This is a genomic window from Streptosporangium sandarakinum (assembly GCF_013409935.1).
GTDB classification, from domain to species: Bacteria; Actinomycetota; Actinomycetes; order Streptosporangiales; family Streptosporangiaceae; genus Streptosporangium; species Streptosporangium nondiastaticum.
On sequence record NZ_JACCCO010000002.1, the window covers coordinates 585,938 to 612,830 of the forward strand.

Consider the following 26,893-nt stretch of genomic DNA (forward strand, 5'->3'; position numbering starts at 1 on the left):
CTTGTGACACATTTCTTCAGAAACTTCCCCTTCCTGAAGAAAACTGCCAGCACACGGCCCGACCGGCCCGCGAAGACCGGTCGTGCGGCCCCGTCCCCTCACTGGCGATCACGGCGTCACCCGGCGACCATCCCGGCAGGTCCCGCCCCCGCGGCGCGCCCTCCGCGGCGCCCTTCTCCGCGGATCCGGCATGCCGCGACTCCGCGTTCCCGGGACTACATTTGTAGTAAAACTACAGACGTAGTACCGTCACTACATTCGTAGTGACGAAGGAGGGACCGTGGCGCACGCGGTGGTGGTCGGGGCGGGGATCGGCGGGCTGACGGCGGCGGCGGCGCTGCGGCGGCGCGGCTGGGAGGTCACGGTGTTCGAACGGGCGCCGTCCCTGGAACCGGTCGGTTCGGGGCTGGCCATCGCCGCCAACGCGCTCCGGGCCCTCGACACGATCGGCGTCGGGGACGACATCCGGCGGCTGTCGGCTGTCCAGGGCGAGGCCGGCATCCGTCGCGCGGACGGCCGGTGGCTGATGCGGACCACCGAGGAGGCCACCTCCGCCCGGCACGGCGACTCCGTCGTGCTGCTGCGCCGTACGGACCTGGTCGACGCGATCGCGGCCCGGCTGGAGCCCGGCGTGATCCGGCTGGGTTCCACGGTCACGGCGGTGGACCCGTACACCGGCCGGGTGACCGTCCGGACCGGTGACCCGTCGGACGCGGACACCGGCGCGGACACGGGTCGGGCGGGCGCGGGCCCGGATGGCGGCGCGGGTCCGGATGGCGGCGCGGCCCATGACGGCGCCGCCGGGACGGCCGAGGTGGTGGCCGACCTCGTCGTGGCGGCCGACGGCATCCGCTCCCCGGTCCGGGCCGCGCTGTTCCCCGGCCACCCGGGCCCCTCCTACGCGGGCGTCACGAGCTGGCGGCTGCTCGTCCCCGGCGGGGGACGGCCCGGCCGGACGTTCGAGAGCTGGGGCGAGGGCAGGGTCTTCGGCGTCATGCCGCTGGCCGGCGGCACGGCCTACTGCTACGCCACCGACACCGTCCCGGCGGGCGAGGACCCCGGGGACGGCGAGAGCCGCCGGGCCGAGCTGCTCCGCCTGTTCGGCGGGTGGCACGACCCCATCCCGGCGCTGCTGGAGGCGGCCCCGCCGGAGCTCGTCCTCCGCAACGACGTCCACCACCTGGCCACCCCGTTGCCCGCGCTGCACCTCGGCAGGGTGGCGCTGCTGGGCGACGCGGCCCACGCCATGACACCCAACATGGGGCAGGGCGCCTGCCAGGCGATCGAGGACGCGGTGGTGCTCGCCCACGTCGCCGGGGACGGCGGCGGCCCGGCGGGTGCGGCCGGCGTGGACCTGGGCCCGTACACCGCCGCCCGGCTGGAGCGGACCGCGCGGATCATGGCCCGGTCGGCGTCGATCTGCCGCACCACCCGGCTGCGCAACCCGCTGGCCGTACGGCTGCGCGACACGATGATGGCGCTCGCCTGGCGTCTCGCCGGCGGGCGGATGACCGCCGCGATGGACGAGGTGCTCGGCTGGCGGCCGCCCACGCCGCCCGGGTCCCGGCTCAGGCCACCCGTGACGCCCCTGACGTCTCCGGCGGCTGCGGCCCGGCGGGAGGCGAGGTGATCGGCGGGACCTCCGGGACGGGGGTGCGGCCGTGGTCCGGGGAGAGCCGTCCGAGGGTGACGGTCCCCCAGATCAGCAGCGCCGAGGCCAGCAGGGCGGGGACCGCGTCGGCGGCCCCGCTCGGCAGTGCCTCGTCGAGCAGCAGCGCTCCGGCGAGGACCGAGGTGATGGGGTCGACCACCTGGACCGCGGCGTAGGCGATCCCGAAGTAGCCGATCGCGTAGGACCTCTGCAGCAGCACCACCGCGCAGACCAGCAGCACCGGGATGGCGAGCGTGAACCAGGTCAGCAGCCTGCTCAGGTCGCCCTGGAGGTCGCCGCCCACCACCCGGACGAAGGTGGACACACTGGCCGTCACCGCTCCCGCGCCGACGGACATCAGCAGCGCCTTGGCCGGGCCGCGCGCCCTGCGGGCGGCGAGGTGGGAGATCAGCACGACCAGCCCGACGCAGCCCAGGAAGCCCAGCGCCTCGGTGTTCGTCAGGTGCGGGACGCTGGGGTGGGCCGGGACCAGCAGCATCAGCCCGAGCAGGCCGACGGCCACCGCGATCGACCCCAGGATCTCCGCCCGGTGCGGCCGCCTGCCGTGCAGCATCGCCGCCAGCGGCACCGCGAACACCAGCGTCGCCACGCTGATCGGCTGCACGACGACCAGGGGGGCGAGGCTCAGCGCGACGGCGTGGAGGCTGGCGCCGGTGAACCCGATGATGCCGCCGATCCACCAGCGGGGGCGCCGCATCAGCTTGAGCGAGGCTCCCTCGGTGACCGCCTCGAACTGCTGGAGGGCGGCGCCGAGCGCGTAACCCAGCGCACCGACCAGGGCGATCGTCACTCCGGCCCAGGTCATCGCCACTCCCCGAGGACGAGCAGGACGGGGGGAGGCGATGGCAGTCGGATCATTGTTCCAGCTTAGGGGCCCGGCGGGGAAGTAAGCGCCGGGTCATGTACCGGCAGATACCTCTTGACGGTGCGAACCCGTGTCCTCCCCGCGGGCGGGGGCCTCAGTCGCGCTGGGGGCAGACGCAGAAGAGGTGCCCCTCGGGGTCGGCGAGGACGATCCACTTGCCCTCACCGGGCTGGAAGTCCGGCTTGGAGGCGCCGAGCTTCAGGTAGTCCTCGACCGCCTGCGCCACGTCCGGGACGAGGACGTCGAGGTGGAAATGCTTGTCGGGCCCCGGCCAGGCGGCCGGCCTGCGGTCGAGGTTCTGCTGGAAGTAGATGCTCATCGTGCCGTCGCCGATCCCGGCGTAGGTGTCCTCGGCGTACTGCACCTCGTAGCCGAAGACCTTCGAGTAGAACTCGGCCAGCCCCCGGGGGTCGGCGCAGTCGATGTTCACGGCGAGGAATTTCGCGGTCATGGTCATGGATCTCATCGTGCCGCCCATACCTGCCACGTGCTGTCAGGTACAGGAAGAAAATGCGGATCTCCCGGATCGGCGAGGCTCCCACGCCCGGCCCCGGTACGGCGGGCGGACCCCTTCGGGCCGGTCGCGCCACGTGCCGGGGCCACGGCCGCGACAGTGGCCCCGACACGACGTCCGGAACCCGCCGGAACCCGGGGCCGGACCGGCGTTATACAGGGCGAGGGGGAAAAGGGCGCGTTCCAGCCGTCGCCCATGTGGCCCGGACCCGAGCCGGGTGTTCCTGTCCCCACCGACGTGACACCGAGGAGCGAACATGCCGACACCGATGGCGGTCACCCCGCACGAACGCGTGGCAGGCACCGACTGGGCCGGCCTGGCCCAGGAGATGGACGCCCACGGCTGCGCGCTGACCGGTCCGATCCTCACCGGGGACGAGTGCCGCGAGATCGCCGGACTCTACGACGAGGTCTCCCGGTTCCGTTCGACGATCGACATGGCACGGTTCCGCTTCGGCCGCGGCCAGTACCGCTACTTCGGCCGGCCCTTCCCCCACCTGGTGGGGCAGCTGCGGCAGGCGTTCTACCCACGGCTGCTGCCCATCGCCCGCGACTGGGCGACCAGGCTCGGCAGGCCCGCGCCCTGGCCGGACAGCCTGGACGAATGGCTCGCGATGTGCCATGCCGCCGGGCAGACCAGGCCGACGCCCATCTTGCTGCGTTATCGCGGCGGTGACTGGAACGCCCTGCATCGCGACCTGTACGGAGACCTGGTGTTTCCGCTGCAGATCGTGATCGGCCTGGACCGGCCGGGCACGGATTACGACGGCGGGGAGTTCCTGCTGGTGGAACAGCGCCCCCGGGCCCAGTCGCGGGGTACGGTGACGCTGCTGCCCCAGGGTCACGGACTGGTCTTCACCACCCGCGACCGGCCGGTCGCCTCCGCACGGGGCTGGTCCGCCGCTCCGGTACGGCACGGCGTCAGCACGGTACGGCGCGGCCTGCGGCACACCCTCGGCCTGGTCTTCCATGACGCGGTCTGACGTCCGCCCCGGACGCCCGGTCCACATGGGAGCCGGAGGGCATGACGCCATGCGAACGACCTCGCCGCTGCTTCACGGGATGCGGGCCACCGAGACGATCACGCCCCCGCACACGGCCGCCGAACTGGCCGCGCTGCTCGAACTGCTGCGCGCCCAGCGCCCCAGGATCGGGACCGTCACGATCGGCCACAGCCGCGACGCCGTCTCGGCGGCCGCCGCGGCGGCGTTCGCCGACGCCTGGGAAGGAGAGATCCTCGCGGTGGTCGACTGGCCGGAGGAGGCCGCCTCCTGGCTGCGCCCGGCCCGGCGCTTCACCGCGGGCCACCCGGACGCCTGGGTGGTGGCCGGCATCCCTCTCGGCTGGGCCCAGATGAGCCGCCGCCTGCGGCACAGCACCGGCTGGCGGCCGACGAGGACCTTCGGCTTCGCCTCCGTCACGCGAAGCGCGGCGCTCGCCGGCCCCGGCACGCTGCGGGGCCTGCGCGGCGCCGCGTTCGACGGCGGCACCTGGGAGATCGGCCCCGGCCTGATCACCTTCTTCCCGCCGCGGACCGGGCGGGGACCGTCACCCGATGACCGCGCGGTCACCGCGTACGGACCGTACGGTGACCGGTTCCGAGGAGCCGGAGCCACCGAGGCTTGGGCTCCCGGCCGGGGACGGCGTTAGGATCCATCCGTGCGCATGCTGATCGTCTCTCCGCCGCCCGCCCGCTGACGCGGGCGGTCCCCTCTCCTGACGACCGGATCCGAGCGATCCGGTGGGTGGCTGCTGCCCGCACACGTGCGGCCCGACGACCACCTTCCTGTTGGAGAGAACTCCATGACGCACGTCTCCGTACGGCGGGGCCTGCTGTACGTTTCCATCGCGGCGACCGCCTGGGGCACCGGCGGCGCCGCCGGGGCGCTGCTACGCCTCTCGGGCGGGCTGGACCCCGTCTCGATCTCGTTCTGGCGGTTCGCCGCCGGAGCGGCGACGCTCCTTCCGATCCTCCATTTCATCGGCCGGATCCGAGGCCGGAGCCAAGACCGGGACCGGGGCCATGCCCGCGAGTCCCGGCGGTACGGCCGGATCGCCGCCACCGGCGTGGCGATGGCCATTTGCCAGACGGCCTACTTCGCGGCCGTCGCCTCCTCCGGCCTGGCCGTCGCCACGGTGGTGACGATAGGCGCGACCCCGGTGTTCGTGGCCGCCGCCGCGCGGCTGCTGCTGGGCGAGCGGCTGGGCGCGGCCGGGCTCGGCTCCGCGGCGGTCGCCCTGGCGGGCTTGGCCATGCTGGTCCTCGACGGCGGCCCGGCGTCCTTCTCGGCGGCGGGCACGGGCTGGGCGCTGCTGTCCGCGGTCGCCTACGCGGGGGTGACCCTGCTCAACCGGGCCTTCTCCGCCGAGCCGTACGCCGCGACCTTCGGCGGCTTCGCCGTCGGCGGCCTGTGCCTGCTGCCCCTGGCGCTGTCCGGTGGGCTGCTCCCGGACGGCGACCCGCTCTTCTTCTGGGCGGCCGTCGCCTACCTGGGCGTCGTCCCGACGGCCCTGGCCTACGTCCTGTTCTTCACCGGGCTGGGGTCCGTCCGGGCCACGACGGCCTCGGTGATCTCGCTCGTGGAGCCGGTCGGGGCGGCGGCCATCGGGATCCTCGCGTTCGGTGAGCGGTTCACGGCGCAGGGCGTCGCGGGCGCGGCCCTGCTGCTCGCCGCGGTGGCCCTCCTCGCCCTGCGGGAGAGGAGGGAACCGGCGCCGGTGACCGGCTGATCCCCGGCACGGTCCCGCGCCCGCCGTCCGGCGGCGCGGGACCGCACACCGGGACCGCACACCGGGACCGCACACCGGGACCGCACACCGGGACCGATGTCCCGGACCGCGCACGACCGGGCGCGGGACCGGACGGCGGGGACGCGGGGACCGCGCCTCGGAGCCGCCCAGCCCGGCGTCAGTCGAACATCTCCGGCTCGGCCGCGCTGATCTGGTCGTAGAGGGGCTGGAAGTTGACCCAGCCGACCAGGTCGTTGCCGATCTGCCCGTGGGTGAGCTTGGCGTTCTCGTGCTCGATCGGGACGGTCGGCCCGGCGGCCTTGGCCAGCAGCTGCGCCTGGCACGAACGCTCCAGGGTGATGAACCACCAGGCCGCGGCGTCCACCGAGTCGCCCACCGTGAGCAGGCCGTGGTTGCGCAGGATGACCGCCTTGTTAGAGCCCAGCGCCGCCGCGATGCGGCGGCCCTCCTCGGTCTCCAGGACCACGCCGGTGTAGTCGTCGAACAGGCTTATGTCCTCGTAGAAGGCGCAGGCGTCCTGGGTCAGCGGCTCCAGCAGCGTGCCCAGCGACGACAGGGCCTTGCCGTACACCGAGTGGCTGTGGGCGGCGGCGACCGCGTCCGGCCGGGCCTGGTGGATCATCGCGTGGATCGCGAACGCGGCCTGGTTGACGTGGTAGCGGCCCTCGACGACCTGCCCCTCGTGGTTGACGAGGATCAGGTCGCTGACCTTGATCCGCTTGAACGACATGCCGAACGGGTTCACCCAGAAGTGGTCGGTGTGCTCGGGGTCGCGGGCGGTGATGTGCCCGGCCACGCCCTCCTCGAAGCCGAACCGGCCGAACAGCCGCAGCGCCGCCACCAGGCGCTCCTGGCGGTGGCGGCGCTCGTCGGCCACGTTCTCGAACTTCTGCGGCAGCCGGAAGGTGAGCTGGTCGGCGGGGACCGGCTTGAGATCGGACAGGCTCATCGTGCCTCCAGTGCGGACGGGTCGGGATGGATGGGAACGGGCGGAGGGGATCACAGGAGGGTGGTCACAGGGCCACCGGAGCGGACCGGCCGGAGCCCGGCGCCCAGGGCGCGGGGCCCGGAGTGCGGGGCCTCGGCCGCGACGGGTCACCGGGTCGACAGGACGGACGGGTCCAGGCCGGCGGGTGAGCGGTGTCCCGCGAGCCCGAGCGTGAGGTCGAGCTCGGCGAGCAGGCTCCGCACCACGTGGCGCACGCCGTCCTCGCCGCCGGCGGCCAGCCCCCAGACGTACGGCCTGCCCAGCAGCACGGCGCGCGCCCCGAGGGACAGGGCCTTGAAGATGTCGGCGCCGGTGCGGATCCCGGAGTCGAACAGCACGGTGAGCCGGTCGCCCACGGCGGCGGCGATGCCGGGGAGGGTGTCCAGCGCCGCCACGGCGCCGTCGATCTGCCGGCCGCCGTGGTTGGAGACGACGATCCCGTCCATCCCGGCGTCGGCGGCGCGCAGGGCGTCGTCGACGTGCTGGATGCCCTTAAGGACGATCGGACCGTCCCAGTTGTCGCGCAGCAGCGGCAGGCGGTCCCAGGTGTGGGAGCGGCCGTTGAACATCGGCGCCCACTGCATGATCGCCGCGTTCAGGTCCTCCTCCACCGGGCGCGCCAGCCGGGAGCGGAAGACCGGGTCCGACAGCGGGATGGCCAGGCCGGTGCCGCGCAGGAACGGCAGGTACGCCTGGTCGAGGTCGTTGGGCCGCCAGGCCAGGGTCCAGGTGTCCAGGGTGACGACCAGGGTGTCGTAGCCGTTCCCGGCCGCCCGGTCGAGCAGGCTGAGCGTGACCTCGTCGTCGTGCGGCCAGTAGAGCTGGAACCACCGCGGGCCTTCGGGACCGGCGGCCTCGGCCACCTCCTCCAGCGTGTGGGAGGAGGCGGTGCTCAGGATCGCGGGGACGCCGAGGGCCGCCGCCGCCCTGGCGGTCGCTAGCTCGCCGTCCGGGTGGACGATCGACTGCACGCCCACCGGGGCGAGCGCGACGGGGGCGGGGTAGGTCCTGCCGAACAGCTCGGTGCGCAGGTCCCTGCCCGAGGCGTCGCACAGCATCCGGGGCACGATGCGCCACCGGTCGAACGCCTCGCGGTTGGCCCGGTCGGTCGCCCCGGTGCCGGCCGAACCGGCGACGTACCAGTAGGGGCCGGGGTCGAGCTTCTCCCTGACGGCCTGTTCGAGTCTGCCGACGTCGGTCGAGTACGGCGGGAGCTGTCCGGCCAGTCCGTTCAGGTAGATCTCGTACTGGTAGTCAGAGAAGTTCACGGGTCAAGCCTGTCCCGCATAGAGGGAAATGTCCATATTCACCGCGGGTCCACGACCCTCCGTGCTCACCGCGGACCCATGACCCTCCGCCAGTGGGGAACCGGGAGACCGGCTTCGCTAAAGCTGCTTCAAGAACCGGAAAGCGGGCGATTCGGTCCCTCGCTCCGGACCTTCGCTTTCCTACCGTGGTCGCCGAATACGACCGCCGGGCGATCTCCGCCCGCGGTTCGATCACGGGGAGGAACCCATGTACGGCAAGAGAGAACTGACGGCGCTCGGCGCGGCGCTTCTCGCCGCCCTCGCCGTCGGGGCGGTCTCGGTCTCGGCGGCCTCGGCCGCGCCGACCCCGGCGGGCACGGCGGACACCGCGCAGAGCGCGGCGCAGCCCACGGTCGCGCCGCGCAGGCCGCCCCAGGACGACTACTGGCGGGGCTACCGGGACGGCTACCGCGCCGCCGGCCAGGACTGCGTGTCGGCCTACGCGAACTCGCTGAGGTCGATGGCCTCCCCCGGCATGACCCGGATGAGCGACTACGACAGGGGATGGCTGGACGGCTACGACGACGGCTACGCCCGCTTCTGCAGGCGTCCTCCCCGGTAACCGGCCCCTTCCCGGGGGAGGGACCGGCCACCGCGGCCGCCCCTCCCCCGCGGATCGCGCCGCCCCGAGGCGGGTGCCCGGACCGGCTCTTCGGGGCTGGACCGCCGTGGACGTCGGCCGCGCTGATCGTGACAGAGCTCGGAAGACCGCTCCGTTCGGTGATGAGACGGCCTAAAGCTCTATTCATCACATTCCCCCCCACGACACGTGATCCGTTCCCTGGGTACGGTGAGGCGACACCGGAACCATGGCCCCGGAAGCGGGCGTTGGAGGGAACGTGGCCTCGATAACCGCACGCATCAGACGATTCCTGGAGCGTCCCGGCTCGATCGACCTCGCACCCTTCCAGCGGATCGTCGCCGCGGCCGGGGAACGCGAGGACGGCCTGCGGGCGGCGGACGAGCTGCCCCGGCCCTCCACCGACGACCTGGCCGGGTTCTGCGCGATCATGCGCGAGGCCGCCCGCCGAACGCTGGGGCTGCGGCCGTACGACGTGCAGCTCGTCGGCACCCTCGCCATGCTGTCGGGCAACGTCGCCGAGATGGCCACCGGCGAGGGCAAGACCCTGTCCGGGGCGATGGCCGCCGCCGGATACGCCCTGCAGGGCAAGCGCGTCCACGTGATCTCCGTCAACGACTACCTCGCCCGGCGCGACGCCGAGTGGATGGGCCCGCTGTACGAGGCGGTGGGCGTGTCGGTCGGCTGGATCTCGGAGTCCGCCACCCCGGACGAGCGCCGGGCCGCCTACGCCGCGGACGTCACCTACGGCTCGGTGAGCGAGATCGGCTTCGACGTGCTGCGCGACCGGATCGTCACCGACGTGGCCGACCTGGTCGTGCCCGAACCGGACGTGGCGCTGGTCGACGAGGCCGACTCCGTACTGGTGGACGAGGCCCGGGTGCCGCTGGTGCTGGCCGGGGCCGCCGACCCGGGCGACGCGGCGCCGGAGACGGCGGCGCTGGTCCGCCGGCTCGTCAAGGGCTACCACTACGAGATCGACGACCAGGAGCGCAACGTCCACCTGACGTCCAGGGGCATCGACACCGTCGAGGAGGCCCTCGGCCTCGACCTGTACGACACCCCCGCCACCCTCACCGAGGTCAACCTCGCCCTGCACGCCCACGCGCTGCTGACCAGGGACGTCGACTACATCGTCCGCGAAGGCAGGGTCCATCTGATCAACCCCTCCCGGGGCCGGGTGGCGATGCTCCAGCGCTGGCCGGACGGCCTTCAGGCCGCGGTCGAGGCCAAGGAGGCGCTCGCCCCGTCCGAGAGCGGCGAGGTCCTCGACTCCATCACCGTCCAGGGGCTGATCACCCGCTACCCCCAGCGGTGCGGCATGACCGGCACCGCCGTCGCGGTCGGCGACCAGCTCCGGGAGTTCTACGACCTCAGGGTGGCCGTGGTCCCGCCGAACCGTCCGTGCGTGCGGATCGACGAGCCGGACCGGCTGTTCGAGTACGCGATGGAGCGGGACCACGCCCTGGTCGACGAGATCGCCGAGGTGCACGCCACCGGGCGGCCGATCCTGGTCGGCACCCTCGACGTCGCCGAGTCCGAGCGGCTGGCCGGAAACCTCGCCGGCCGAGGCCTGGACTGCGTGGTCCTCAACGCCAAGAACGACGCCGAGGAGGCGGCGATCATCGCCCGGGCCGGGGAGCGCGGCGCGATCACCGTCTCCACCCAGATGGCCGGGCGCGGCACCGACATCCGTCTCGGCGAGGGCGTGGAGAAGCTCGGCGGGCTGTACGTCATCGGCTCCGGCCGGCACGCCAGCAGCCGCCTGGACGACCAGCTCCGCGGGCGCGCCGGCCGCCAGGGCGACCCGGGCGGGTCGGTCTTCCTCGTCAGCGGCGAGGACGACCTGATCACCCACTACGTGGCCGACGAGTACGCCAGGGGTGTGCCCGACCGCGAACTGGTGGGCCACGCCCAGCGCGTCGCCGAGGGCGTGGACATGGAGATCCACCGCAACACCTGGCGCTACACCCGGCTGCTCGAACAGCACCGCGCCATGGTCCTCGGGCTGCGCGAGAAGGTGCTGCGCGGCCGTTCGGCGAGCGACGCCCTCTCCGGGGCCGCCCCGGAGCGGTGGGCGGAGCTGTCGGAGCGCGTCGGCGAGGACGTGCTCGACGAGGCCGCCCGGCAGATCGTCCTGTTCCACCTCGACCGCTGCTGGGCCGACCACCTGGCCTACCTCGGCGAGCTGCGCGAGGGCATCCACCTGCGCGCGCTGGGCCGGCTGAGCCCGATCGAGGAGTTCAACAAGGAGGCCAAGCCTGCCTACGAGCGGATGCTGGCCGAGGTGGAGTCCCGCTCGATCGCGGCGTTCGAGGCCGCCGAGATCACCGCGGACGGCCTCGACCTCGACGGCGCGGGCCTGAAGCGGCCCACCGCGACCTGGACCTACCTCGTCCAGGAGAACCCCTTCGGCACCGAGTGGGAGCGCATCCTCAACCGCCTGACCACCAAGGTCCGCCGCCGCTGACCCCCGCGCCGCCTACGGGTTCCACGCCTCCGGCTCGGCAACCCAGCCGGCCGCCAGCACGAGGCCGCTCGCCCGGTCCACGGCGAGGAACCCGAAGGGCCGGGTGAGATCGACCTCGACCCTCCTCACCCGGTGGGCGGGCCGCGTCACCGCCGCGGCCGTGACCATGCCGAAGGCGGTGACGGCCGCGGCCTCGAACCCGGTGGCGGAGAACGTCGCGACCGCGTCCTGCCTGGCCTGCCCGACGGCGAGCGGTTCGTCGCCGATGCCGGGGAAGTGGCCGCGGCCGGTGTCGGTCACCGCGGCCAGGCCGAACACCTCGGGCAGCGCCGTCAGGTCGTGCGAGGAGGCGACGGTGAACCGCGGCACCGTGACGGCCAGCAGGTCGCCCGGCTCGTGGGAGCGTTCGCTGGAGACGGTGACGCCCGGCCCCGCGTCCCCCTCCGCCAGGGCGTCGCCGTCCACCGCGGGGTGCCGCCCGGTCAGGACGCCGATGCCCGCGGTGAGGATCTCGCCGGCCGTACGGGACTCCTCGCCGAGGAGGAGGTGCACGTCCACCTCCCCGTCCCCCTCGACCCGGAGCGCGGTCAGCGGCCCGGCCGGGGTTCCGGCGACCCGGACCCGTCCGGGCGTCCGGGTGGTACGGCGCAGCACCGCGACCCGCCGGCCGGCCCACGGACCGGCGGCGGGCTCGGCCCCCTCGTCGAGGAACGGGTGGCGCCAGGCGGTGCGGACGGTGAGCGCGCCGGCCAGCACCAGGCGCGTGTCCCCGGTCACGGACACGGGCAGGGCCCGGATCAGCCCGCCGGTCCGGTCGGCGGCCCAGGCGTCCAGCGCGGCCCGGTCGTCCTCCGGGACGCCGGTCAGCTCGCCGCGCAGGTGCTCCGGCAGCGCGGCGGTCCACGACGGCCGCAGCGGCAGCCCCCGCCCTGTCCACAGCCCGAGCGCCGCGTGGACGGCCGGCGAGCCGTCCAGGATCGCCAGGACCTCCCCGGCCGCCCGGGCCGCACCGGCGGCGTCCACCCCGACGGCCCGCTCCAGTTCCTCGCGCCCCGGCCCGTCGGCGGCCGAGGCGAGGTACGCCAGCAGCGGCCAGACGCCCGCCCCCGCCAGCACGGTGGACGACTCCCCGGAACAGGCCGCGGCCCAGCGCGCGGTCAGCGCGTTCACCGCCGCGACGAGTTCCCCCTGCGATCCGCCGAGCACCATGCCCACCTCCGGGGTGAGAGTCCGTCGGAAGGCGCGATCATCTCACCACCTCCCATATCGGGCAATGCCCTCCGACACCACGACCTCACCCGTGGCACACCGCCGGCCCTTTCGCCTTCCCCGCCGTCGGGTCCGGAGAACGGGGATCAGTACGGTGGGGCGGTGCAGGCGGTGATCTCGGCGTTCGCCCCCATCTGGCTCATCGGCGCTCTCGGCTGGCTGGCCGCCCGGTCCGGGTGGGCGGGTGAGGAGTTCCAGCGGACGCTCACCCGGTTCGCGTTCACCCTGGCGATGCCGGCCGTGCTGTTCGGCACGCTGAGCCGTACGCCGCTGGACCGGATCCAGCCGCTCCCGCTGCTCGCCTTCGCCGTCAGCACCTTCGCCGTCGGCCTGGCCGCGCTCGCGCTGCGACGGGGCAAGCTGCCGGACCGGGTGGTGGCCGCGATGTCGTCGGCCTACGTCAACTCCGGCAACCTCGGCATCCCGGTCGGCCTGTACGTCCTGCACGACGCGACGTTCGTGGTGTCGGTCATGGTCTTCCAGGTCGCGCTGGTCTCGCCGCTGATCTTCCTCGGCCTCGGCTCGGAACGCCCGTCCCCGCTGGCGCCGCTGCGCACGCCCATCGTGGTGGCCTCGCTCCTCGGGCTGGGCGTGTCCGCCCTCGGCTGGCACCCGCCCGAACTCGTGACGAAACCCCTGGAGATCCTCGGCGGGGCCGCCGTGCCACTGGCGCTCTTCTCGCTCGGCATGTCGCTGAACGGCTCGGCCGTCGCCTGGCGGGGGACCCTCCCGGTGGTGGCGCTCAAGCTGCTCGCCCAGCCGCTCGTGGCCTTCCTCGCCGGGCGGTTCCTCCTCCACCTCGACGGCCACGCGCTCTTCGCGGCCGTCCTGTTCGCGGGGCTGCCCACCGCGCAGAACACCTACGTCTACGCCGTCGAGTACGGCCGCGCCGCCGACCTGCCGCGCGACGCCATCCTCGTCTCCAGCGTCCTGTCCCCCCTCACCCTCGCCGCCATCGTCCTCACCGCGGCCGCCTGATCTCATCCACCGCTCGGACCGGTCACCTAACGCGGCCGGTAGGCGTCTCCCCGATGCTGAACGGTGACCACCTGAACGATGACCCGGCCGTCATCGATCAGGTACAGAACCCGGTATTCCCCTCGACGAGCCGACCATTGAGGAGCCAGCGGCTCATCGAGCGGCTTACCCACGCGGTGGGGGTTGTCCAGCAGCGGCCCGGTGATGAACTCCCAGACAGCGGGCACGACCTTCGCGGGCAGGTGCTCGGTGAGGTCCTGTCTGGCGCGACGGGTGAGGCGAAGCTCGTACCGGTCGCTCACAAGCGGCCGATCCGGCGCAGCTCCGCTTCCACGTCGGCTTGGGAGTGGATACATCCCGCTTCCAGGTCGGCAAGCCCTTCGCGGATGGCCTCCACCACCTCCGTCGAAGCGAGGATGTCGATCATCTCACGCATCGTCTCGTACTCGTCGGCGGCCAGTAGCACGGCAGCGGGCACGCCGTTACGAGTGATCTCGAATCGCTCATGCGTGCTGACGGCGGACTCGACGATGCCGGACAGCCTCGCACGAGCGTCAGCCAGAGGAAGAACCGTCATGTACATAATTATAGTCAAAGTCCTTCGGGGATGGGCGACACCGCCGGCTCCAGCGGTCCGAGATGCCCGGGGCTTGAGGAGGCGGCGTCGGAGAAGCGCCCCGTGAGAGCCGTTCGGGACCGCCGGGGTGCGTCGGTGACTTCATGGTCACGATTACCCTCGTGACGATGGTTCCGCCGACGGGGCTGTGGCTATGGTGGTGATCGTGACCACCGCCAGCGCGTCCCGGCCGGTCGGCGAGCTGCTGCGCCAGTGGCGGGAACGCCGACGGATGAGCCAGATGGACCTCGCACTGCAGGCCGACATCTCCACCCGGCACCTGAGCTTCGTGGAGACCGGGCGGTCCAAGCCGAGCCGCGACATGATCCTGCGGCTGGCCGAGGAGCTGGACCTCCCGCTGCGCGAGCGCAACCACCTCCTGCTCGCCGGGGGCTTCGCGCCGGTCTACTCCGAGACGCCGCTCAGCTCGCCGCACATGGCCTCGGTTCGGGAGGCGCTCGGCCAGGTGCTGCACGGCCACGAGCCGTACCCGGCGGTGGTCGTGGACCAGCGGTGGAACCTCGTGGACCGCAACGCCGCCACCGGCGTGCTGCTGCGCGGCGTCGCGCCGGAGCTGCTCGACCCGCCGGTCAACGTGCTGCGGCTGAGCCTGCACCCCAAGGGGATGGCCCAGCGGATCATCAACCTCGGCGAGTGGCGGGCCCACCTGCTGCACCGGCTGCGCCGTCAGATGAGCCTCACCGCCGACCCCGACCTGGCCGCGCTCTGGCGGGAGCTCGACGACTACCCCTGCGACCAGCCCGAGCCGGAGATCGAACGACCCGGCCCCGGTGACATCGTGGTCCCCCTGCGGTTGCGCCGCGGCTACCGCGAACTCGTCTTCTTCAGCACGATGGCCACCTTCGGCACCCCGCTGGACATCACCGTCGCCGAGCTGGCCATCGAGGCGTACTTCCCGGCCAACCCCGAGACCGCCGCCTACCTGCAACACCAGCACCACCCCGACTGACGGCCCGTACGGCGGGCCGGCCCCGTACGGCGGAACCCGGCCCGGCGTGGCCGGGCCCGGGTCCGGACCGGACCTGGTGACCGGGTCGCTCAGCCGGTGACCGGGACGATCCGCGCCTCGGTCAGCGTGCCGTTCTCGATGCGCAGCAACCCGACGGTGCCGTACGGCTGGCGGCGCCGGTCGGTCGGAGAGCCGGGGTTGAAGATCCGCAGGCCGCCCTGGTCCTCGTCGCCGCTCTCGTCGAGCGGGATGTGGGAGTGACCGAAGACGACCAGGTCGGCGGCGGGGAACCGGCGCCGCATCCGGGCCAGGCGGCCCTTCGCCGCCCCGCTGTCGTGGATCATCGCCACGCGCAGCCCGTCGAGGTCGAGCTCCAGGGTCTCGGGCGCCACCACGTCCGGCCCGTCGTTGTTTCCCTTGACCGCGCGCACCGGTGCGTAGCCGGTCAGTTCCTCCAGCACCTCCGGGACGCAGACGTCCCCGGCGTGCAGGATCAGGTCGGCGTCACGCAGGTGCTCGGCCACCCGCGGCGGGCACGACCTCCACCGCCGCGGCGCGTGCGTGTCGGACAGGACCACGACCTTCATCCCCCCATCCTCCCCGTCGCGGCCGGCCGTATGTCCGGAGTTCCCATATGCCTGCGGCACGGCGGAAATCCGGGTGACACGCCCGTCCGGCGGGTGCTGGGATGGCCCGATGGACGCTGACGAGATGCTCGCCCTGTTCGACCGGCGGATGCGGCGGGAGGCGCGGGCCGACGCCCCGGGAGCCCGGATCGAGCGCGTGGAGGTCCCCGGGCCCCCGAGCGGGCGGACCGGCGTCGTGGTCCGCCAGGTCGGCGGCGACGGCGGCTGGAACGGCGTCCTGTGGACGGACCTCGACGAGACCACGGCCGACGCGGCGATCGCGGCCCAGACGCTGTTCTTCGGATCGCTGGGACACGGCTTCGAATGGAAGCTGTACGGCCACGACCGGCCCGCCGGCCTCGGTGAGCGGCTGCGGGCCGCCGGGTTCGCCGCCGAGCCCGCGGAGACGGTGATGGTCGCCGAGATCGGCGGCCTGCCCGCCGACGGCGGGCTTCCCGAGGGCGTACGGCTGCGCCCGGTGACCGGCCCCGGTGACGTGGACCTCATGGTGGAGGCCCACGATCTGGCGTTCGGCCGGAGCGATCCCGGGATGCGGCGGTGGCTGCTCGACCGGCTCGCCGGGAGCCCGGAGACGACCGTCATGGTCGTCGCGATGGCCGGGGACCTGCCGGTGAGCGCGGCCCGCATGGAGCTGCACCCGGGCACCGGGTTCGCGAGCCTGTGGGGCGGCGGCACCGTGCCCTCCTGGCGGGGCCGGGGCGTCTACCGGGCGCTGGTCGCCCACCGGGCCCGCGTCGCCGCCGAGCGCGGCTACCGGTATCTCCAGGTCGACGCCTCCGACCAGAGCCGCCCGATCCTGCGCCGCCTCGGCTTCGTCCCGCTGACCGTCACGACCCCGTACATGTACGGGCCCTGAGCGCGCCGGCTCGGCTGCCCGTTCCCGCCCCCGGCCCGGACACCGTACGACTACGGACCGTGAGCGCGTCGGCTCGGCTCTCCGTTCCCGCCCCGGCCCGGACACCGTACGACCCGGGTGGCGGCACCCGGGGCGTCCGCCGGGTCCCGTAGCGTCCTCGGGTCCTCAGCGGCCGGAGTGGTGGTCCAGGACGCGGCGGAGCAGGTCGGCGAGCTGGGTGCGCTCGCCCGAGGACAGCGGGGCGAGCAGCTCGTCCTGGACCCCGGCGAGCACCTCGTCGAAGTGCCGCAGCCGCTCGGCCCCCGCCGGGGTGAGCGTGATGACGTTGCGCCTGCGGTCGGCGAGGTCGGGGGCCCGTTCGACGGAGCCCGCCTCGACGAGCTCGTTGACGGCCGCGACGACGTAGCTGCGGTCGATGCCGCAGCGGCGGCTCAGTGCCGCCTGGCTCGCGGGACCGAACTCCTCCAGTGCGGAGAGCAGGGCGTAGTGGTAGCGCCGGGCGCCCGCGGCGTCGAACGCCCCCCACACGAGGCGGCTCGTGTGCGTCGCGACGTGTGAGATGAGCCAGCTCGGGGTGTTCCGCAGCCGGGCGGGGGCGGTCTCGGCGGCCGTCGTCTCCATACGGCCAGCCTAACAAAATTGTTGGCTTCGCCAATCGCTGCTACCGTTGATCATATGAACGTTGGCCATGCCAACGTTCGATTCCCGTGAAGTGACCCGTGAAGTGGCCCATGGCCACGGCCGTCGAGGCGCGGCCCCCGTCCGGCTCACGACGCCGGGCCGCCCGGGGAACACTCCCGTCGACACGGCACCTCATCCGAAGGAGAGCGGAACATGATCCTGGTAACCGGCGCGACCGGAAACGTCGGCCGCAACGTCGTGCGGCAGCTCCTCGACGCGGGCGAGAAGGTTCGCGCGATCACCCGTGACCCGGCCCGCGCCGGGCTGCCGGAGGACGTCGAGGTGCTGCCGGGCGACCTGACCCGCCCCGAGACGCTGCCGGCCGCGCTGCGCGGCGTCGACAGGGCGTTCCTCTTCCCGGTGTTCGGCTCGCTCGGCGACTTCCTGCGGATCGGCGCGGAGTCCGGGCTGCGGCACGTGGTGCTGCTGTCCTCCTACGCGGTGGTGTTCCCCGAGCCGGGCTGGATCGGCGAGCAGCACATCGCGTGTGAGCGGGCGGTGCAGGACTCCGGCCTGGCGTGGACGTTCGTCCGGCCGGGCGCGTTCATGACCAACGACCTGAACTGGGCCCCGCAGATCCGGCACGGCGACGTGGTGCGCACGCCGTACGGGAACGCGGCCATGGCGCCGATCGACGAGCGCGACATCGCCGCGGTCGCGGTCCGTTCCCTGCTCGACGAGCACGCCGGCCGGTCGCATGTGCTCACCGGACCGCAGTCGCTGACCCAGGCCGAGCGGGTACGGATCATCGGCGAGGCGATCGGCCGGCCGCTGCGGTTCGAGGAGCAGCCGAGGGAGGAGGCCAGGGAGCAGCTCGTCCGGCACATGCCCGCCCCGGGGGCCGACTTCCTGCTCGACGCGCTCGCCGCGGCGGTGGGCCGGGAGGCGGAGGTGCTGCCGACCGTGGCGGAGGTCACCGGGCGGCCGGCGCACACCTACGAGGAGTGGGCCGCGCTCCACGCCGGCGACTTCCGCGGCGCCCCGGCCTGACGGACCCCCCTGACGAGCCCGCCCGACGAACCGGCCCGACGAGCCCGCCCGACGAGCCCGCCCGACGAGCCCGCCCGACGAGCCCGCCCGACGAGCCCGCCCGACGAGCCCGCCCGACGAGCCCGCCTGACGGGCCGGCCGTACGGCCTGGTCTCAGCCCGGTCAGGCGGGCCGGGACCGGAGCGACCGATTTCCAGTGATCGCCGAAACCACCATAAAAATCCATTTATCCGCATAGCGAATGTCGAAGGGGGAAGTTGCCGGGCGGAAAGCCCGCAGGGCATGACACAGGGAAAGGAGCCGCCATGGCAGCGCGTTACGTCCTGAAGAAGACCTCCGCCGGTTTCCGCTTCAACCTGGTCGCCGGGAACGGCGAGATCATCGCCACCAGCGAGTCCTACAAGACCAAGGCCGGCGCGATGAAGGGCATCGAGTCGGTCCGCACCAACGCCGCCTCCCCCGTCGACGACCAGACCGAGAACTGACTCTCCTCCTCGAGCGGCCCCGGACCCGGGCGGTGACGCCCGGGTCCGGGGCCGTTCGCGGTTCCGCCGCGTGATCACGCCTTCCCGCCTTTCTCCGCGGAGGTCGCGGCGGGAGCGGTCGACGAGCCCGGGTCGCTTCCCTGAGCAGGCCGTCGACCTTTCGGGCGGTTTGGTCAAGATTTGAGTAAAAAGTCCGGGTGCCGTGGCTCACCCTGTTGACGGCGTAATCCACATGGACACATACTCGCCCTCATGAGCCCACAGAAGTCCACAGAAGCGGGCACGCATGCTGCCCGCTGAGCGGCACTCGCGGATCGGCGAGGCGCTGCGGACCTCCCGCGTGGTCAGCACGGAGGACCTCGCCCGCGAGCTCGCCGTGTCCGCGGAGACGATCCGCCGCGACCTGGTGCTCCTCGAACGCCAGGGAAAGCTGGCGCGCGTCCATGGAGGCGCGACGATCGCGCTCGGGCGGCCCGCCGGTGAGGAGGCGCCGTTCGCCGAGCGGTCGGTGACCGCCGCGGAGGCGAAGCGGCGCATCGGGCACGCCGCCGCCGCGCTCACGCGGCCCGGCCAGACGATCGTGATAGACGTGGGGACCACCGCCGTCGAGGTGGCCCGCGCCCTGCCGATGGACTTCTCCGGCACCGTCGCCACGTGCTCCCTGCTGGTCGCGGCGGAGCTCGCCGAGCGGCCGGGGGTCGAGATCCTCGTCTGCGGAGGTAGGCTCCGCAAAGGAGACCTCGCCCTGTCGGGGCCGGTCGCCCAGGCGTTCTTCGACGACCTGAACCCGGACCTCGCCTTCCTCGGGTCCGGCGGCATCGACGCCGCGGTGGGCCTGACCGACTACTACCTGGACGAGATCGCGGTCCGCAGGATCATCCTGAGGAACGCGGCCCGGTCGTACGTGCTGGCCGACTCCGGCAAGTTCGGCCGGATCGCCCGCCACCGGGTCGCGGGCGTGGAGGAGTTCACCGGTCTCATCACGGAGGCGGAGCCGCCGCCGAGCGTCCGGGACGCCGTCACCCGCGCGGGCGGGGTGATAGCGCTGCCCTGAGACGTCTCCCGATGATTCGAGGGCCGGGCGGCGCGGCAACGCCACCCGGCTCGGACCCCTCACAATGCGCCATCTCACAGGAAACACAGAGGTCGAGGATCCATGTCCCAGTATTCACCATCCCCACCCCCGTCCGGTGATCAGGCGACCGCCGGAGGCGTCGAGGAGTTCGGTTACCAGCAGGCGATGAAGCGCGGAACCGGCCGTTTCGCCTCGTTCGCGGTGGCGTTCGCCTTCGTCTCGATCGCCACCGGCATCTTCACCACCTACGGCTCGGTGCTGAACAGCTCAGGACCGGCCGGCATCTGGACCTGGCCGCTCGTGATCGTCGGGCAGCTCGCCGTCGCGTTCATCTTCGGCTCCCTGGCCGCCCGCATCCCGGTGACCGGCTACTCCTACCAGTGGACGTCCCGGCTGGCGAACCCCGTGCTCGGCTGGATCATCGGCTGGATCTCGTTCACCTTCCTGGCGATCGTCGTCGTGGCGGTCGACTACACCATCGCCTCCACCGTCCTGCCCGTGCTGCTCCGGTACGAGGGAACGTCGCTGAACGCGTGGGTGATCACCGGGGTGGTCATCCTGGCCCAGGCCGTCCTGGTGGCGTTCTCCACGAAGTGGACCGAGCGGGTCAACAACTTCGCGGTGACGGCGGAGCTAATCGGCATGGTCGCCCTCGTCCTGCTGCTGCTCGGCGTGGGGTTCGTCGCCCGCGAGGTCGACTTCGCGAACCTGTTCAGCACCGGCGCCGTCCCGTCCGAGGGCTACCTCCACTTCGGGACCCTCACCTCGGCGGGCCCGTGGATGCTGGGCTTCCTGCTCGGCGCGTTCACGATCGTCGGTTTCGAGTCGGCGGCCAACCTCGCGGAGGAGACGAAGGACCCGGCGCGGGTCGTCCCCCGCGCGATGTGGCAGGCGGTCCTCGCCTCCGGCGTGCTCGGCTTCCTGTTCCTCATCGCGGTGACCCTGCTCGCCGGCGACCCGGTCGAGCTGGCCAAGTCGGCGACGCCGATCGCCGACGTGATCACCCGGGTGCTCGGCCCGGTCGTGGGCACGGCCCTGCTCGTGCTGGTGGTCGTCGCGATCTTCGCCTGCGGCATGGTGATCCTCATGACCGGGGTGCGCCTGGTGTGGGCGATGTCCCGTGACGAGAGGTTCCCCGGCTGGCAGGCCTGGCGGAAGGTCTCGCCGCGGTTCGGCACACCGCTGAACGCCACCGTGCTCATGTGCGTCATCGGCCAGCTCATCCTGGCGATCTTCTCCACCCGGACCGACGCGCTGTTCGACCTGTTCGCCGCCGCCACCCTGCTGCCCGCGATCATCTACACCGCGACCGTCGTGCTGTACGTGGTCAAGCGCAGGACGCTGCCGCCGAGCAAGGGGTTCGCCCTGGGGCGGTGGGAGACCCCGGTGATCGTCGTGGCGCTGGTCTGGCTCGTGTTCGAGCTCCTGCTGTTCCGGGACGCCTCGTTCGCCGCCCCGTGGACCTACATTCTGATCATGCTCGTCCTGGGCGCCCTCTACCTCGGCTACCTCCTGTTCTCCCGGGGCGGGGCGGCGGGCCTGGCGATGCCGACGATGCGCTCCATCGACGCGGAGCTGGACGCCGACGCCGGAGCGGCCGGGCACACCGGCACGGCCGACGTGAGCCGGAGCCGGGAACGATGACGACCGTACTGGCCATCGACCAGGGCACCTCCGGCACCAAGGCGGTCGTCGTCGACGGCGACGACACGGTGCTCGGCCTCGCCGAGCTGCCCGTCCGGCCCGCCTACCTGCCCGGCGGCGGGGTCGAGCAGGACCCCCGGGAACTGCTCGACTCCGTCCTCGACGCCGGACGCCGGGCCGTCGAGCAGGCGGGCGTCCCCATCGACGCCGTCACGCTGGCGAACCAGGGCGAGACCGTCCTGGCGTGGGACCCCGCCACCGGTGAACCCCTCTCTCCCGCCATCGTGTGGCAGGACCGCCGCTCGGAGGGCCTCTGCGCGGAGCTGGCCGGGCACGCCGGCCGGATCGCGGAGGTCACCGGGCTGGTCCTGGACCCGTACTTCTCCGCGCCGAAGATGGCGTGGCTGCGCCGGAACGTGACCGCGGAGGGGGTCGTCACCACCTCCGACTCCTGGCTCGTCCACCACCTGACCGGGGAGTTCGTCACCGACGCCGCCACCGCCAGCCGGTCGCTGGTCACCCGGCTCGACGACGCCGAATGGGACGCCGGGCTGCTCGACCTGTTCGGGCTCGGCGGGGAGCGGCTGCCGCGCATCGCCTCCTGCGACGAGGTGGTCGGCCACACCACCGCCTTCGGCGGGAACGTCCCCGTCGCCGGGCTCGTGGTCGACCAGCAGGCGGCGCTGCTCGCCCAGAACTGCCTGACGGCCGGGCAGGCCAAGTGCACCTTCGGCACCGGGGCGTTCCTGCTGGCCAACACCGGCACCTCGGCCGCCCGCTCCACGGCGGGACTGGCCGCCTCCGTCGCCTGGCGGGCCAGGGGCGAGACCTCCTACTGCCTCGACGGACAGGTCTACACGGCCGCCTCCGCCGTACGGTGGATCCAGGACCTCGGCCTCGTCCGCGACGCCGCCGACCTCGACGCGGTCGCCGCCGACGACGCCGAGGGGGTCATGTTCGTCCCGGCGCTGGCCGGACTGGCCGCCCCCTGGTGGCGTCCCGACGCCAGGGCCGCGTTCACCGGGATGACGCTCTCCACCGGCCCGCGGCACCTCGTGCTGGCCGTACTGCAGGGCATCGCGGCGCAGGTCGCCGGGCTCGGCGACCTCGTCGCCGCCGACCTCGGCCGTCCGCTGACCGCCCTGTGCGTGGACGGCGGGCTCACCCGGAGCCGGGTCCTCATGCAGGCGGTCGCCGACCTGACGCAGCTCCCGATCGGCGTCTACCCGTCCCAGCACGCCACGCCGCTGGGCGCGGTGGCGCTGGCCCGCGCCGCACTGAACCCCTCACTCCCCCTCCGGGAGGCGGTGCCGGCGTGGGAACCCGCCATGACATACGAACCTCGATGGTCCGCCGACCGGGCGGCCGGCTTCCGCTCCCGCTGGGAGAACGCGGTGGCCGGCGTCCTGGCGCGGGAGGGGAACCAGTGAGCACCACAGACAGGAACAGGACCGCGAACGGTGACGCCTCAGCCACGTTCGACGTGGTGGTGATCGGCGCGGGCATCGTCGGCTCCGCCATCGCCCGGAAGCTGGCCGGCCACGAGCTGAGCGTCGCGCTGCTGGACGCGCGCGACGACGTCGGCGACGGCACGAGCAAGGCGAACACCGCCATCCTGCACACCGGCTTCGACGCGAAACCCGGCACGCTGGAGTCCCGCCTGGTGCGCGAGGGCTACCACCTGCTGTCCGACTACGCCGAGCGGACCGGCATCCCGATCGAACGCACCGGCGCCCTGCTGGTGGCCTGGACCGACGAGGAGCTGGAGGCCCTGCCCGGCCTGAAGGAGAAGGCCGAGCGGAACGGCTACGACCGTACGGAGATCATCGGCCCCGCCGAGGTGTACCGGCAGGTCCCCCACCTCGGGGAGGGCGCGCTGGGCGGCCTGACCGTCCCCGACGAGTCCGTCATCTGCACCTGGACCACCAACCTGGCCCTGGCCACCGACGCCGTGCGGCGCGGCGTGACGCTGCTGCTGAACCGCAGGGTCGAGGCGGTCGAGGAGCGCGGCGGGACGACCGTGCTGCGCACCACCGGCGGGGACGTGACCACCCGCTGGGTCGTCAACGCCGCCGGTCTCGGCTCCGACGTCATCGACCGGATGTTCGGCCACGACCGCTTCACGGTCACGCCCCGCCGCGGCGAGCTGCTGGTCTACGACAAGCTCGCCCGCCCGCTGGCCGACAAGATCATCCTCCCGGTGCCCACCTCGCGCGGCAAGGGCGTGCTGATCAGCCCGACCGTCTACGGCAACGTCCTGCTCGGCCCCACCGCCGAGGACCTCACCGACCGCACCGACACCGGCACCTCGGAGAAGGGCATCGCCTTCCTGCTCGAAAAGGGGCGCAAGCTCATGCCGGAACTGCTGGAGGAGGAGGTGACGGCGACCTACGCGGGCCTGCGCGCGGCCAGCGACCACTCCGACTACGTCATCGACGCCGACGCGCGCCGGCGCTACGTCCTCGCCGGCGGGATCCGCTCGACCGGCCTCACCGCCGGCATCGCGATCGCCGAGTACGTCGCCGGGCTCGCCGGGGAGGCCGGCCTGGAGCTGGTGCCGCGCGAGGACCTGCCGGAGCCGCCCCGCATGCCCAACCTCGGGGAGGCGTTCCCGCGGCCCTACCAGGACGCCGCCCGGATCGCCGCCGACCCCGCCTACGGCAGGGTGGTCTGCTTCTGCGAGCGGGTCACCGCCGGGGAGATCCGCGACGCCTTCCGCTCGCCGATCCCCCCGGCCGGGCTGGAAGGGCTGCGCCGCCGTACCAGGGCGATGAACGGGCGCTGCCAGGGTTTCTTCTGCGGCGCCGAGGTCGGGAGGCTGCTGGAAAGCCGGGGCGCCTGCGTCCCCCATGAGAATCGCGAGCACGGCGGGGAACGCCGCTCGCCGGAGGCCCGCCGATGAGCACCGACACCACGCCGGACAACGCCGGCGTCACCACCCTCACCCCGGCCGTCGTCATCGTCGGCGCGGGACCGTCCGGGCTGAGCGCCGCCCGCGAGCTGGCGCCGCGGGTCAGGGGCGAGGTCCTCGTCCTGGACCGGGAGAGCGCCGCCGGCGGCATCCCCCGGCACAGCGACCACCCCGGCTACGGGATCAGGGACATGCGGCGCTTCATGAGCGGCCCCGCCTACGCCCGGCGGCTCGTCGAGCAGGCCCGGGCCGCCGGCGCGACGATCCGTACGAACGCGACCGTGACCGGCTGGGCCGGTGAGCGCACGCTGGAGGTCACCACCCCGCAGGGCCGTCTCCGGGTCGAGGCGGGAGCCGTCGTCCTCGCCACCGGCGCCCGTGAGCGCCCGCGTCCCGGCCGCCTCATCCCCGGGGACCGCGGCCGCGGCGTCTACACCACCGGCCACCTGCAGAACATCGTCCACCTGCAGCACGGCAAGGTCGGCAGGAGGGCCGTCATCGCCGGCGCGGAGCTGGTGAGCTGGTCGGCCGCGCTGACCCTGCGCGAGGCGGGCTGCGCGACCGTGCTGATGACCACCGAGTATCCCCGGCCCGACTCCTACGCCCTGTTCAACATCGGCGGCCGGGCCTTCTTCCGGCCCCGGATCGCCACCCGCACCCGGGTGTCGAGGATCATCGGCAAGCCGGACCTCCGGGCGGTCGAGATCGAGAACCTCGACACCGGCGCGCGGCGGATCGTCGAGTGCGACACCCTCGTCCTCACCGGCGACTGGATCCCCGACCACGAGCTCGCCCGCGCCGCCGGGATCACCCTCGACCCGGGCACGAAGGGCCCGCTGGTCGACAGCGCGTTCCGGACGGACCGGCCCGGCGTGTTCGCCGTGGGCAACCTGCTCCACCCGGTCGACACCGCCGACATCGCGGCGATCGACGGCGCCCGCGCCGCCCGCTCCGTCCTCGCCTGGCTGAACGGCGGGAGCACGCCGGACGGGCAGGTGCGCCTCGTCGCCGAGGCGCCCTTCCGATGGGTGACACCGGAGGTCATCCGCCGCGGCGACCCCGCCCCGGCCCGCCGCCGCCTGCTGCTGTGGAGCGACCGGTTCATCCCGTTCCCCCGGGTCGTCCTCCGGCAGGACGGGAAGGTCGTCGCCCGGAAACGGCTGTGGTGGCCGGCGTCCCCGGGCCGGGTGTTCCGCGTCCCGTCGATCATGCTGGCCTCGGTGAACCCCCGGGGCGGACCGGTGAGCATCGGCGTGGAGGACTGACGGCGAGCGTCCCCCGGTGGGCCGGAACTCCCCGCGACCCGGCCCACCGGGGACGTCGGCCGCCCCGGACCCGCCCACCGGGGGACGTCGGCCGCCCCGGAGACGGCCTCCGGCCTCGGCGCGGTAGCCTCCACCGGAGACGAAGGAGTGTGATCATGCCTCGTTCCCCCGGCGGCCCACCGGAGTACCGCGACCGGGTGCGCGGCTGCCTGCTGGGCGGCGCGCTCGGCGACGCGCTGGGCGCCCCCGTCGAGTTCGATTCGATCGGCGTGATCCGCCACCGGTACGGCCCCGCGGGCGTGACCGGGTTCGTCCCCGACTCACGCGGCAGGACCGGCCTGATCACCGACGACACGCAGATGACGCTGTTCACCGTGGAGGGGCTGCTCCGCGGGGGTGACGTCACCGCCGTCCACCACGCCTACCTGCGCTGGCTGGACACCCAGTCGCACCCCGCCCCGCCCCCGGCGGACGGCGCCGCGTTCCGCACCGGCGCGCTGCGCGAGCAGACCTGGCTCTACTCCCGGCGCGCCCCCGGCAACGCCTGCCTGTCCGGCCTGCGCCAGGGCCGGTCCGCGCCGCTCTCCGGCGGGTCCGGGCCGGACGGCCACGGCCTCACGTTCTCCGGCGAGCCCGGACCGGTCAACCCCGACTCCAAGGGCTGCGGGACGGTCATGCGCTCGGCCCCCTTCGGCCTGCACGCGCCGAGTCCCCGGCACGCCTTCGAGCCGGCCGCCGCGTGCGCCCGGCTCACCCACGGCCACCCCACCGGTTATCTCGCCGCCGGGGCCTTCGCCGCCGCCGTCCACTTCGTGGTGGCCGGGGAACCGCTCGTGCCCGCCGTACGGCAGGCGATGGACCTGCTGGCGGCCTACCCGGCCCACGAGGAGACCACCCGGGCGCTGCGCGCCGCCGTGTCCCTGGCGGCCGAGGGCGATCCGAACCCGGAGAAGGTCGAGTCGCTCGGCGGAGCGTGGGTCGCCGAGGAGGCGCTGGCCATCGCGGTCTACTGCGCGCTGTCCCATCCGGAGCCCGGTGACCTGCGGCGGGCGCTGCTGCTCGCGGTCAACCATTCCGGCGACAGCGACTCGACCGGCGCCGTCTGCGGCAACCTCCTGGGCGCCCTGCACGGCGAGGCCGCGCTCCCCGCCGACTGGCTCGCCGGCCTGGAGGGCCGCGACACCGTCACGGGACTCGCCGACGACTTCGCCGCCCGGTTCGGCGACCAGGCCGCTGTGGACCCGCGCACCGGACGCCCCGGCGCCTGACCGTTCGCCGCCCGGCTCGGCGACGGGGTCGCCGTAAACCCGCGCACCGGATGCCCCGGCGCCTGACCCGCGGGATCCGCCCGGCCCCCGCC

General features: G+C 73.4%; 26 protein-coding genes. 17 read left to right on the forward strand and 9 right to left on the reverse strand.

The annotated features are described in order from the left end of the window. Positions 1-280: 280 nt before the first annotated feature. Positions 281-1,630, forward strand: coding sequence for an FAD-dependent monooxygenase (locus HDA43_RS21295; protein WP_179824436.1), 1,350 nt, complete (start codon positions 281-283; stop codon positions 1,628-1,630). Here HDA43_RS21295 and HDA43_RS21300 read toward each other — a convergent pair. Together HDA43_RS21300 and HDA43_RS21305 are read right to left on the reverse strand one after the other, a co-directional pair. Further along, positions 1,569-2,477, reverse strand: coding sequence for a DMT family transporter (locus tag HDA43_RS21300; protein WP_179824438.1), 909 nt, complete (start codon positions 2,475-2,477; stop codon positions 1,569-1,571). The two genes, HDA43_RS21295 and HDA43_RS21300, sit on opposite strands and share 62 nt — an antisense overlap. 154 nt (positions 2,478-2,631) lie before the next feature. After that, entirely contained in the window at positions 2,632-2,994 is a 363-nt protein-coding gene (locus HDA43_RS21305; protein WP_179824440.1) for a VOC family protein, read from the reverse strand. 313 nt (positions 2,995-3,307) lie between these two features. On the opposite strand from HDA43_RS21305, the gene HDA43_RS21310 reads away from it, so the two are divergent. The 3 genes from HDA43_RS21310 (at position 3,308) to HDA43_RS21320 (ending at position 5,780) form a co-directional block, all read left to right on the forward strand. Beyond that, positions 3,308-4,033 (forward strand): 2OG-Fe(II) oxygenase, encoded by a 726-nt coding sequence (locus HDA43_RS21310; RefSeq protein WP_218912343.1) that lies wholly within the window; start codon positions 3,308-3,310, stop codon positions 4,031-4,033. Between the two features lie 49 nt (positions 4,034-4,082). Beyond that, entirely contained in the window at positions 4,083-4,700 is a 618-nt protein-coding gene (locus tag HDA43_RS21315) for a hypothetical protein (RefSeq protein WP_179824442.1), read from the forward strand. A 153-nt stretch (positions 4,701-4,853) separates the two neighbouring features. Next, positions 4,854-5,780, forward strand: a complete 927-nt coding sequence (locus HDA43_RS21320) for a DMT family transporter (RefSeq protein ID WP_179824444.1) — start codon at positions 4,854-4,856, stop codon at positions 5,778-5,780. Positions 5,781-5,958: 178 nt separating this feature from the next. Here HDA43_RS21320 and HDA43_RS21325 read toward each other — a convergent pair whose 3' ends face one another. Both HDA43_RS21325 and HDA43_RS21330 read right to left on the reverse strand, forming a co-directional pair. Beyond that, the gene (locus HDA43_RS21325; protein ID WP_179824447.1) at positions 5,959-6,750 is read right to left on the reverse strand and encodes a class II aldolase/adducin family protein; all 792 of its coding nucleotides are present in this window, start codon (positions 6,748-6,750) and stop codon (positions 5,959-5,961) included. Positions 6,751-6,896: 146 nt separating this feature from the next. After that, positions 6,897-8,057: a lactate 2-monooxygenase gene (locus HDA43_RS21330; RefSeq protein WP_179824449.1), complete on the reverse strand. Its 1,161-nt coding sequence runs from the start codon at positions 8,055-8,057 to the stop codon at positions 6,897-6,899. 247 nt (positions 8,058-8,304) lie between these two features. Between HDA43_RS21330 and HDA43_RS21335 the strand changes: the two genes are divergently transcribed. Together HDA43_RS21335 and secA2 are read left to right on the forward strand one after the other, a co-directional pair. Further along, positions 8,305-8,658 (forward strand): hypothetical protein, encoded by a 354-nt coding sequence (locus tag HDA43_RS21335; protein ID WP_179824451.1) that lies wholly within the window; start codon positions 8,305-8,307, stop codon positions 8,656-8,658. A gap of 277 nt (positions 8,659-8,935) precedes the next feature. After that, entirely contained in the window at positions 8,936-11,146 is a 2,211-nt protein-coding gene (gene secA2 / locus HDA43_RS21340) for an accessory Sec system translocase SecA2 (RefSeq protein WP_376770517.1), read from the forward strand. Positions 11,147-11,158: 12 nt separating this feature from the next. Here the strand turns inward: secA2 and HDA43_RS21345 are convergent, their stop codons facing one another. Then, a complete protein-coding gene (locus tag HDA43_RS21345; protein WP_179824455.1) occupies positions 11,159-12,355 on the reverse strand; it encodes a serpin family protein in 1,197 nt (398 codons plus the stop codon). Between the two features lie 162 nt (positions 12,356-12,517). Here HDA43_RS21345 and HDA43_RS21350 point away from each other — a divergent pair, with 162 nt between their 5' ends. After that, a complete protein-coding gene (locus tag HDA43_RS21350) occupies positions 12,518-13,393 on the forward strand; it encodes an AEC family transporter (RefSeq protein ID WP_179824457.1) in 876 nt (291 codons plus the stop codon). 26 nt (positions 13,394-13,419) lie between these two features. Here the strand turns inward: HDA43_RS21350 and HDA43_RS21355 are convergent, their stop codons facing one another. Together HDA43_RS21355 and HDA43_RS21360 are read right to left on the reverse strand one after the other, a co-directional pair. After that, positions 13,420-13,695 carry a type II toxin-antitoxin system RelE family toxin gene (locus HDA43_RS21355; RefSeq protein ID WP_179824458.1) on the reverse strand — a complete coding sequence of 92 codons (276 nt, stop codon included), beginning with the start codon at positions 13,693-13,695 and terminating at the stop codon, positions 13,420-13,422. Further along, entirely contained in the window at positions 13,692-13,970 is a 279-nt protein-coding gene (locus HDA43_RS21360; RefSeq protein WP_246424476.1) for a type II toxin-antitoxin system Phd/YefM family antitoxin, read from the reverse strand. The genes HDA43_RS21355 and HDA43_RS21360 overlap by 4 nt, the downstream gene beginning before the upstream one ends. Positions 13,971-14,175: 205 nt before the next feature. Between HDA43_RS21360 and HDA43_RS21365 the strand changes: the two genes are divergently transcribed. Then, a complete protein-coding gene (locus HDA43_RS21365) occupies positions 14,176-14,979 on the forward strand; it encodes a helix-turn-helix domain-containing protein (protein WP_428837508.1) in 804 nt (267 codons plus the stop codon). An 89-nt stretch (positions 14,980-15,068) separates the two neighbouring features. On the opposite strand, the gene HDA43_RS21370 is transcribed toward HDA43_RS21365, so the two are convergent. Next, entirely contained in the window at positions 15,069-15,566 is a 498-nt protein-coding gene (locus HDA43_RS21370; RefSeq protein WP_179824464.1) for a metallophosphoesterase family protein, read from the reverse strand. Between the two features lie 109 nt (positions 15,567-15,675). Here HDA43_RS21370 and HDA43_RS21375 point away from each other — a divergent pair, with 109 nt between their 5' ends. Beyond that, a complete protein-coding gene (locus tag HDA43_RS21375) occupies positions 15,676-16,482 on the forward strand; it encodes a GNAT family N-acetyltransferase (RefSeq protein ID WP_179824466.1) in 807 nt (268 codons plus the stop codon). A gap of 165 nt (positions 16,483-16,647) precedes the next feature. Here HDA43_RS21375 and HDA43_RS21380 read toward each other — a convergent pair whose 3' ends face one another. Then, complete coding sequence (locus HDA43_RS21380; protein WP_179824468.1) at positions 16,648-17,103, reverse strand: MarR family winged helix-turn-helix transcriptional regulator; 456 nt, start codon at positions 17,101-17,103, stop codon at positions 16,648-16,650. 213 nt (positions 17,104-17,316) lie between these two features. Here HDA43_RS21380 and HDA43_RS21385 point away from each other — a divergent pair, with 213 nt between their 5' ends. The 8 genes from HDA43_RS21385 (at position 17,317) to HDA43_RS21420 (ending at position 26,801) form a co-directional block, all read left to right on the forward strand. Beyond that, a complete protein-coding gene (locus HDA43_RS21385; protein WP_179824470.1) occupies positions 17,317-18,153 on the forward strand; it encodes an NAD(P)H-binding protein in 837 nt (278 codons plus the stop codon). A gap of 305 nt (positions 18,154-18,458) precedes the next feature. Then, the gene (locus HDA43_RS21390) at positions 18,459-18,638 is read left to right on the forward strand and encodes a YegP family protein (RefSeq protein WP_179824472.1); all 180 of its coding nucleotides are present in this window, start codon (positions 18,459-18,461) and stop codon (positions 18,636-18,638) included. Positions 18,639-18,924: 286 nt separating this feature from the next. Next, complete coding sequence (locus HDA43_RS21395) at positions 18,925-19,692, forward strand: DeoR/GlpR family DNA-binding transcription regulator (protein WP_179824474.1); 768 nt, start codon at positions 18,925-18,927, stop codon at positions 19,690-19,692. Positions 19,693-19,794: 102 nt separating this feature from the next. Beyond that, positions 19,795-21,357, forward strand: a complete 1,563-nt coding sequence (locus HDA43_RS21400) for an amino acid permease (protein WP_179824476.1) — start codon at positions 19,795-19,797, stop codon at positions 21,355-21,357. Beyond that, a complete protein-coding gene (locus HDA43_RS21405; protein ID WP_179824478.1) occupies positions 21,354-22,787 on the forward strand; it encodes an FGGY family carbohydrate kinase in 1,434 nt (477 codons plus the stop codon). Before HDA43_RS21400 ends, HDA43_RS21405 begins: the two co-directional genes overlap by 4 nt. Then, positions 22,784-24,259, forward strand: coding sequence for an NAD(P)/FAD-dependent oxidoreductase (locus HDA43_RS21410; RefSeq protein ID WP_312873479.1), 1,476 nt, complete (start codon positions 22,784-22,786; stop codon positions 24,257-24,259). The genes HDA43_RS21405 and HDA43_RS21410 overlap by 4 nt, the downstream gene beginning before the upstream one ends. Further along, positions 24,256-25,533, forward strand: coding sequence for an NAD(P)/FAD-dependent oxidoreductase (locus HDA43_RS21415; RefSeq protein ID WP_179824481.1), 1,278 nt, complete (start codon positions 24,256-24,258; stop codon positions 25,531-25,533). Before HDA43_RS21410 ends, HDA43_RS21415 begins: the two co-directional genes overlap by 4 nt. A gap of 155 nt (positions 25,534-25,688) precedes the next feature. Further along, entirely contained in the window at positions 25,689-26,801 is a 1,113-nt protein-coding gene (locus HDA43_RS21420; protein ID WP_179824483.1) for an ADP-ribosylglycohydrolase family protein, read from the forward strand. The last annotated feature ends 92 nt before the right edge of the window (positions 26,802-26,893 follow it).

Excerpts from the sequence above, each read along its gene's own strand:
- HDA43_RS21325 (WP_179824447.1), bottom strand. The coding sequence starts at position 6,750 with ATGAGCCTGTCCGATCTCAAGCCGGTCCCCGCCGACCAGCTCACCTTC.
- HDA43_RS21360 (WP_246424476.1), bottom strand. The coding sequence starts at position 13,970 with ATGACGGTTCTTCCTCTGGCTGACGCTCGTGCGAGGCTGTCCGGCATC.
- HDA43_RS21310 (WP_218912343.1), top strand. The coding sequence starts at position 3,308 with ATGCCGACACCGATGGCGGTCACCCCGCACGAACGCGTGGCAGGCACC.
- HDA43_RS21385 (WP_179824470.1), top strand. The coding sequence starts at position 17,317 with ATGATCCTGGTAACCGGCGCGACCGGAAACGTCGGCCGCAACGTCGTG.
- HDA43_RS21370 (WP_179824464.1), bottom strand. The coding sequence starts at position 15,566 with ATGAAGGTCGTGGTCCTGTCCGACACGCACGCGCCGCGGCGGTGGAGG.
- HDA43_RS21335 (WP_179824451.1), top strand. The coding sequence starts at position 8,305 with ATGTACGGCAAGAGAGAACTGACGGCGCTCGGCGCGGCGCTTCTCGCC.
- HDA43_RS21400 (WP_179824476.1), top strand. The coding sequence starts at position 19,795 with ATGTCCCAGTATTCACCATCCCCACCCCCGTCCGGTGATCAGGCGACC.
- HDA43_RS21305 (WP_179824440.1), bottom strand. The coding sequence starts at position 2,994 with ATGACCATGACCGCGAAATTCCTCGCCGTGAACATCGACTGCGCCGAC.
- HDA43_RS21390 (WP_179824472.1), top strand. The coding sequence starts at position 18,459 with ATGGCAGCGCGTTACGTCCTGAAGAAGACCTCCGCCGGTTTCCGCTTC.
- HDA43_RS21415 (WP_179824481.1), top strand. The coding sequence starts at position 24,256 with ATGAGCACCGACACCACGCCGGACAACGCCGGCGTCACCACCCTCACC.
- HDA43_RS21420 (WP_179824483.1), top strand. The coding sequence starts at position 25,689 with ATGCCTCGTTCCCCCGGCGGCCCACCGGAGTACCGCGACCGGGTGCGC.
- HDA43_RS21345 (WP_179824455.1), bottom strand. The coding sequence starts at position 12,355 with ATGGTGCTCGGCGGATCGCAGGGGGAACTCGTCGCGGCGGTGAACGCG.
- HDA43_RS21375 (WP_179824466.1), top strand. The coding sequence starts at position 15,676 with ATGGACGCTGACGAGATGCTCGCCCTGTTCGACCGGCGGATGCGGCGG.
- HDA43_RS21380 (WP_179824468.1), bottom strand. The coding sequence starts at position 17,103 with ATGGAGACGACGGCCGCCGAGACCGCCCCCGCCCGGCTGCGGAACACC.
- HDA43_RS21300 (WP_179824438.1), bottom strand. The coding sequence starts at position 2,477 with ATGACCTGGGCCGGAGTGACGATCGCCCTGGTCGGTGCGCTGGGTTAC.
- HDA43_RS21320 (WP_179824444.1), top strand. The coding sequence starts at position 4,854 with ATGACGCACGTCTCCGTACGGCGGGGCCTGCTGTACGTTTCCATCGCG.
- HDA43_RS21405 (WP_179824478.1), top strand. The coding sequence starts at position 21,354 with ATGACGACCGTACTGGCCATCGACCAGGGCACCTCCGGCACCAAGGCG.
- HDA43_RS21395 (WP_179824474.1), top strand. The coding sequence starts at position 18,925 with ATGCTGCCCGCTGAGCGGCACTCGCGGATCGGCGAGGCGCTGCGGACC.
- HDA43_RS21315 (WP_179824442.1), top strand. The coding sequence starts at position 4,083 with ATGCGAACGACCTCGCCGCTGCTTCACGGGATGCGGGCCACCGAGACG.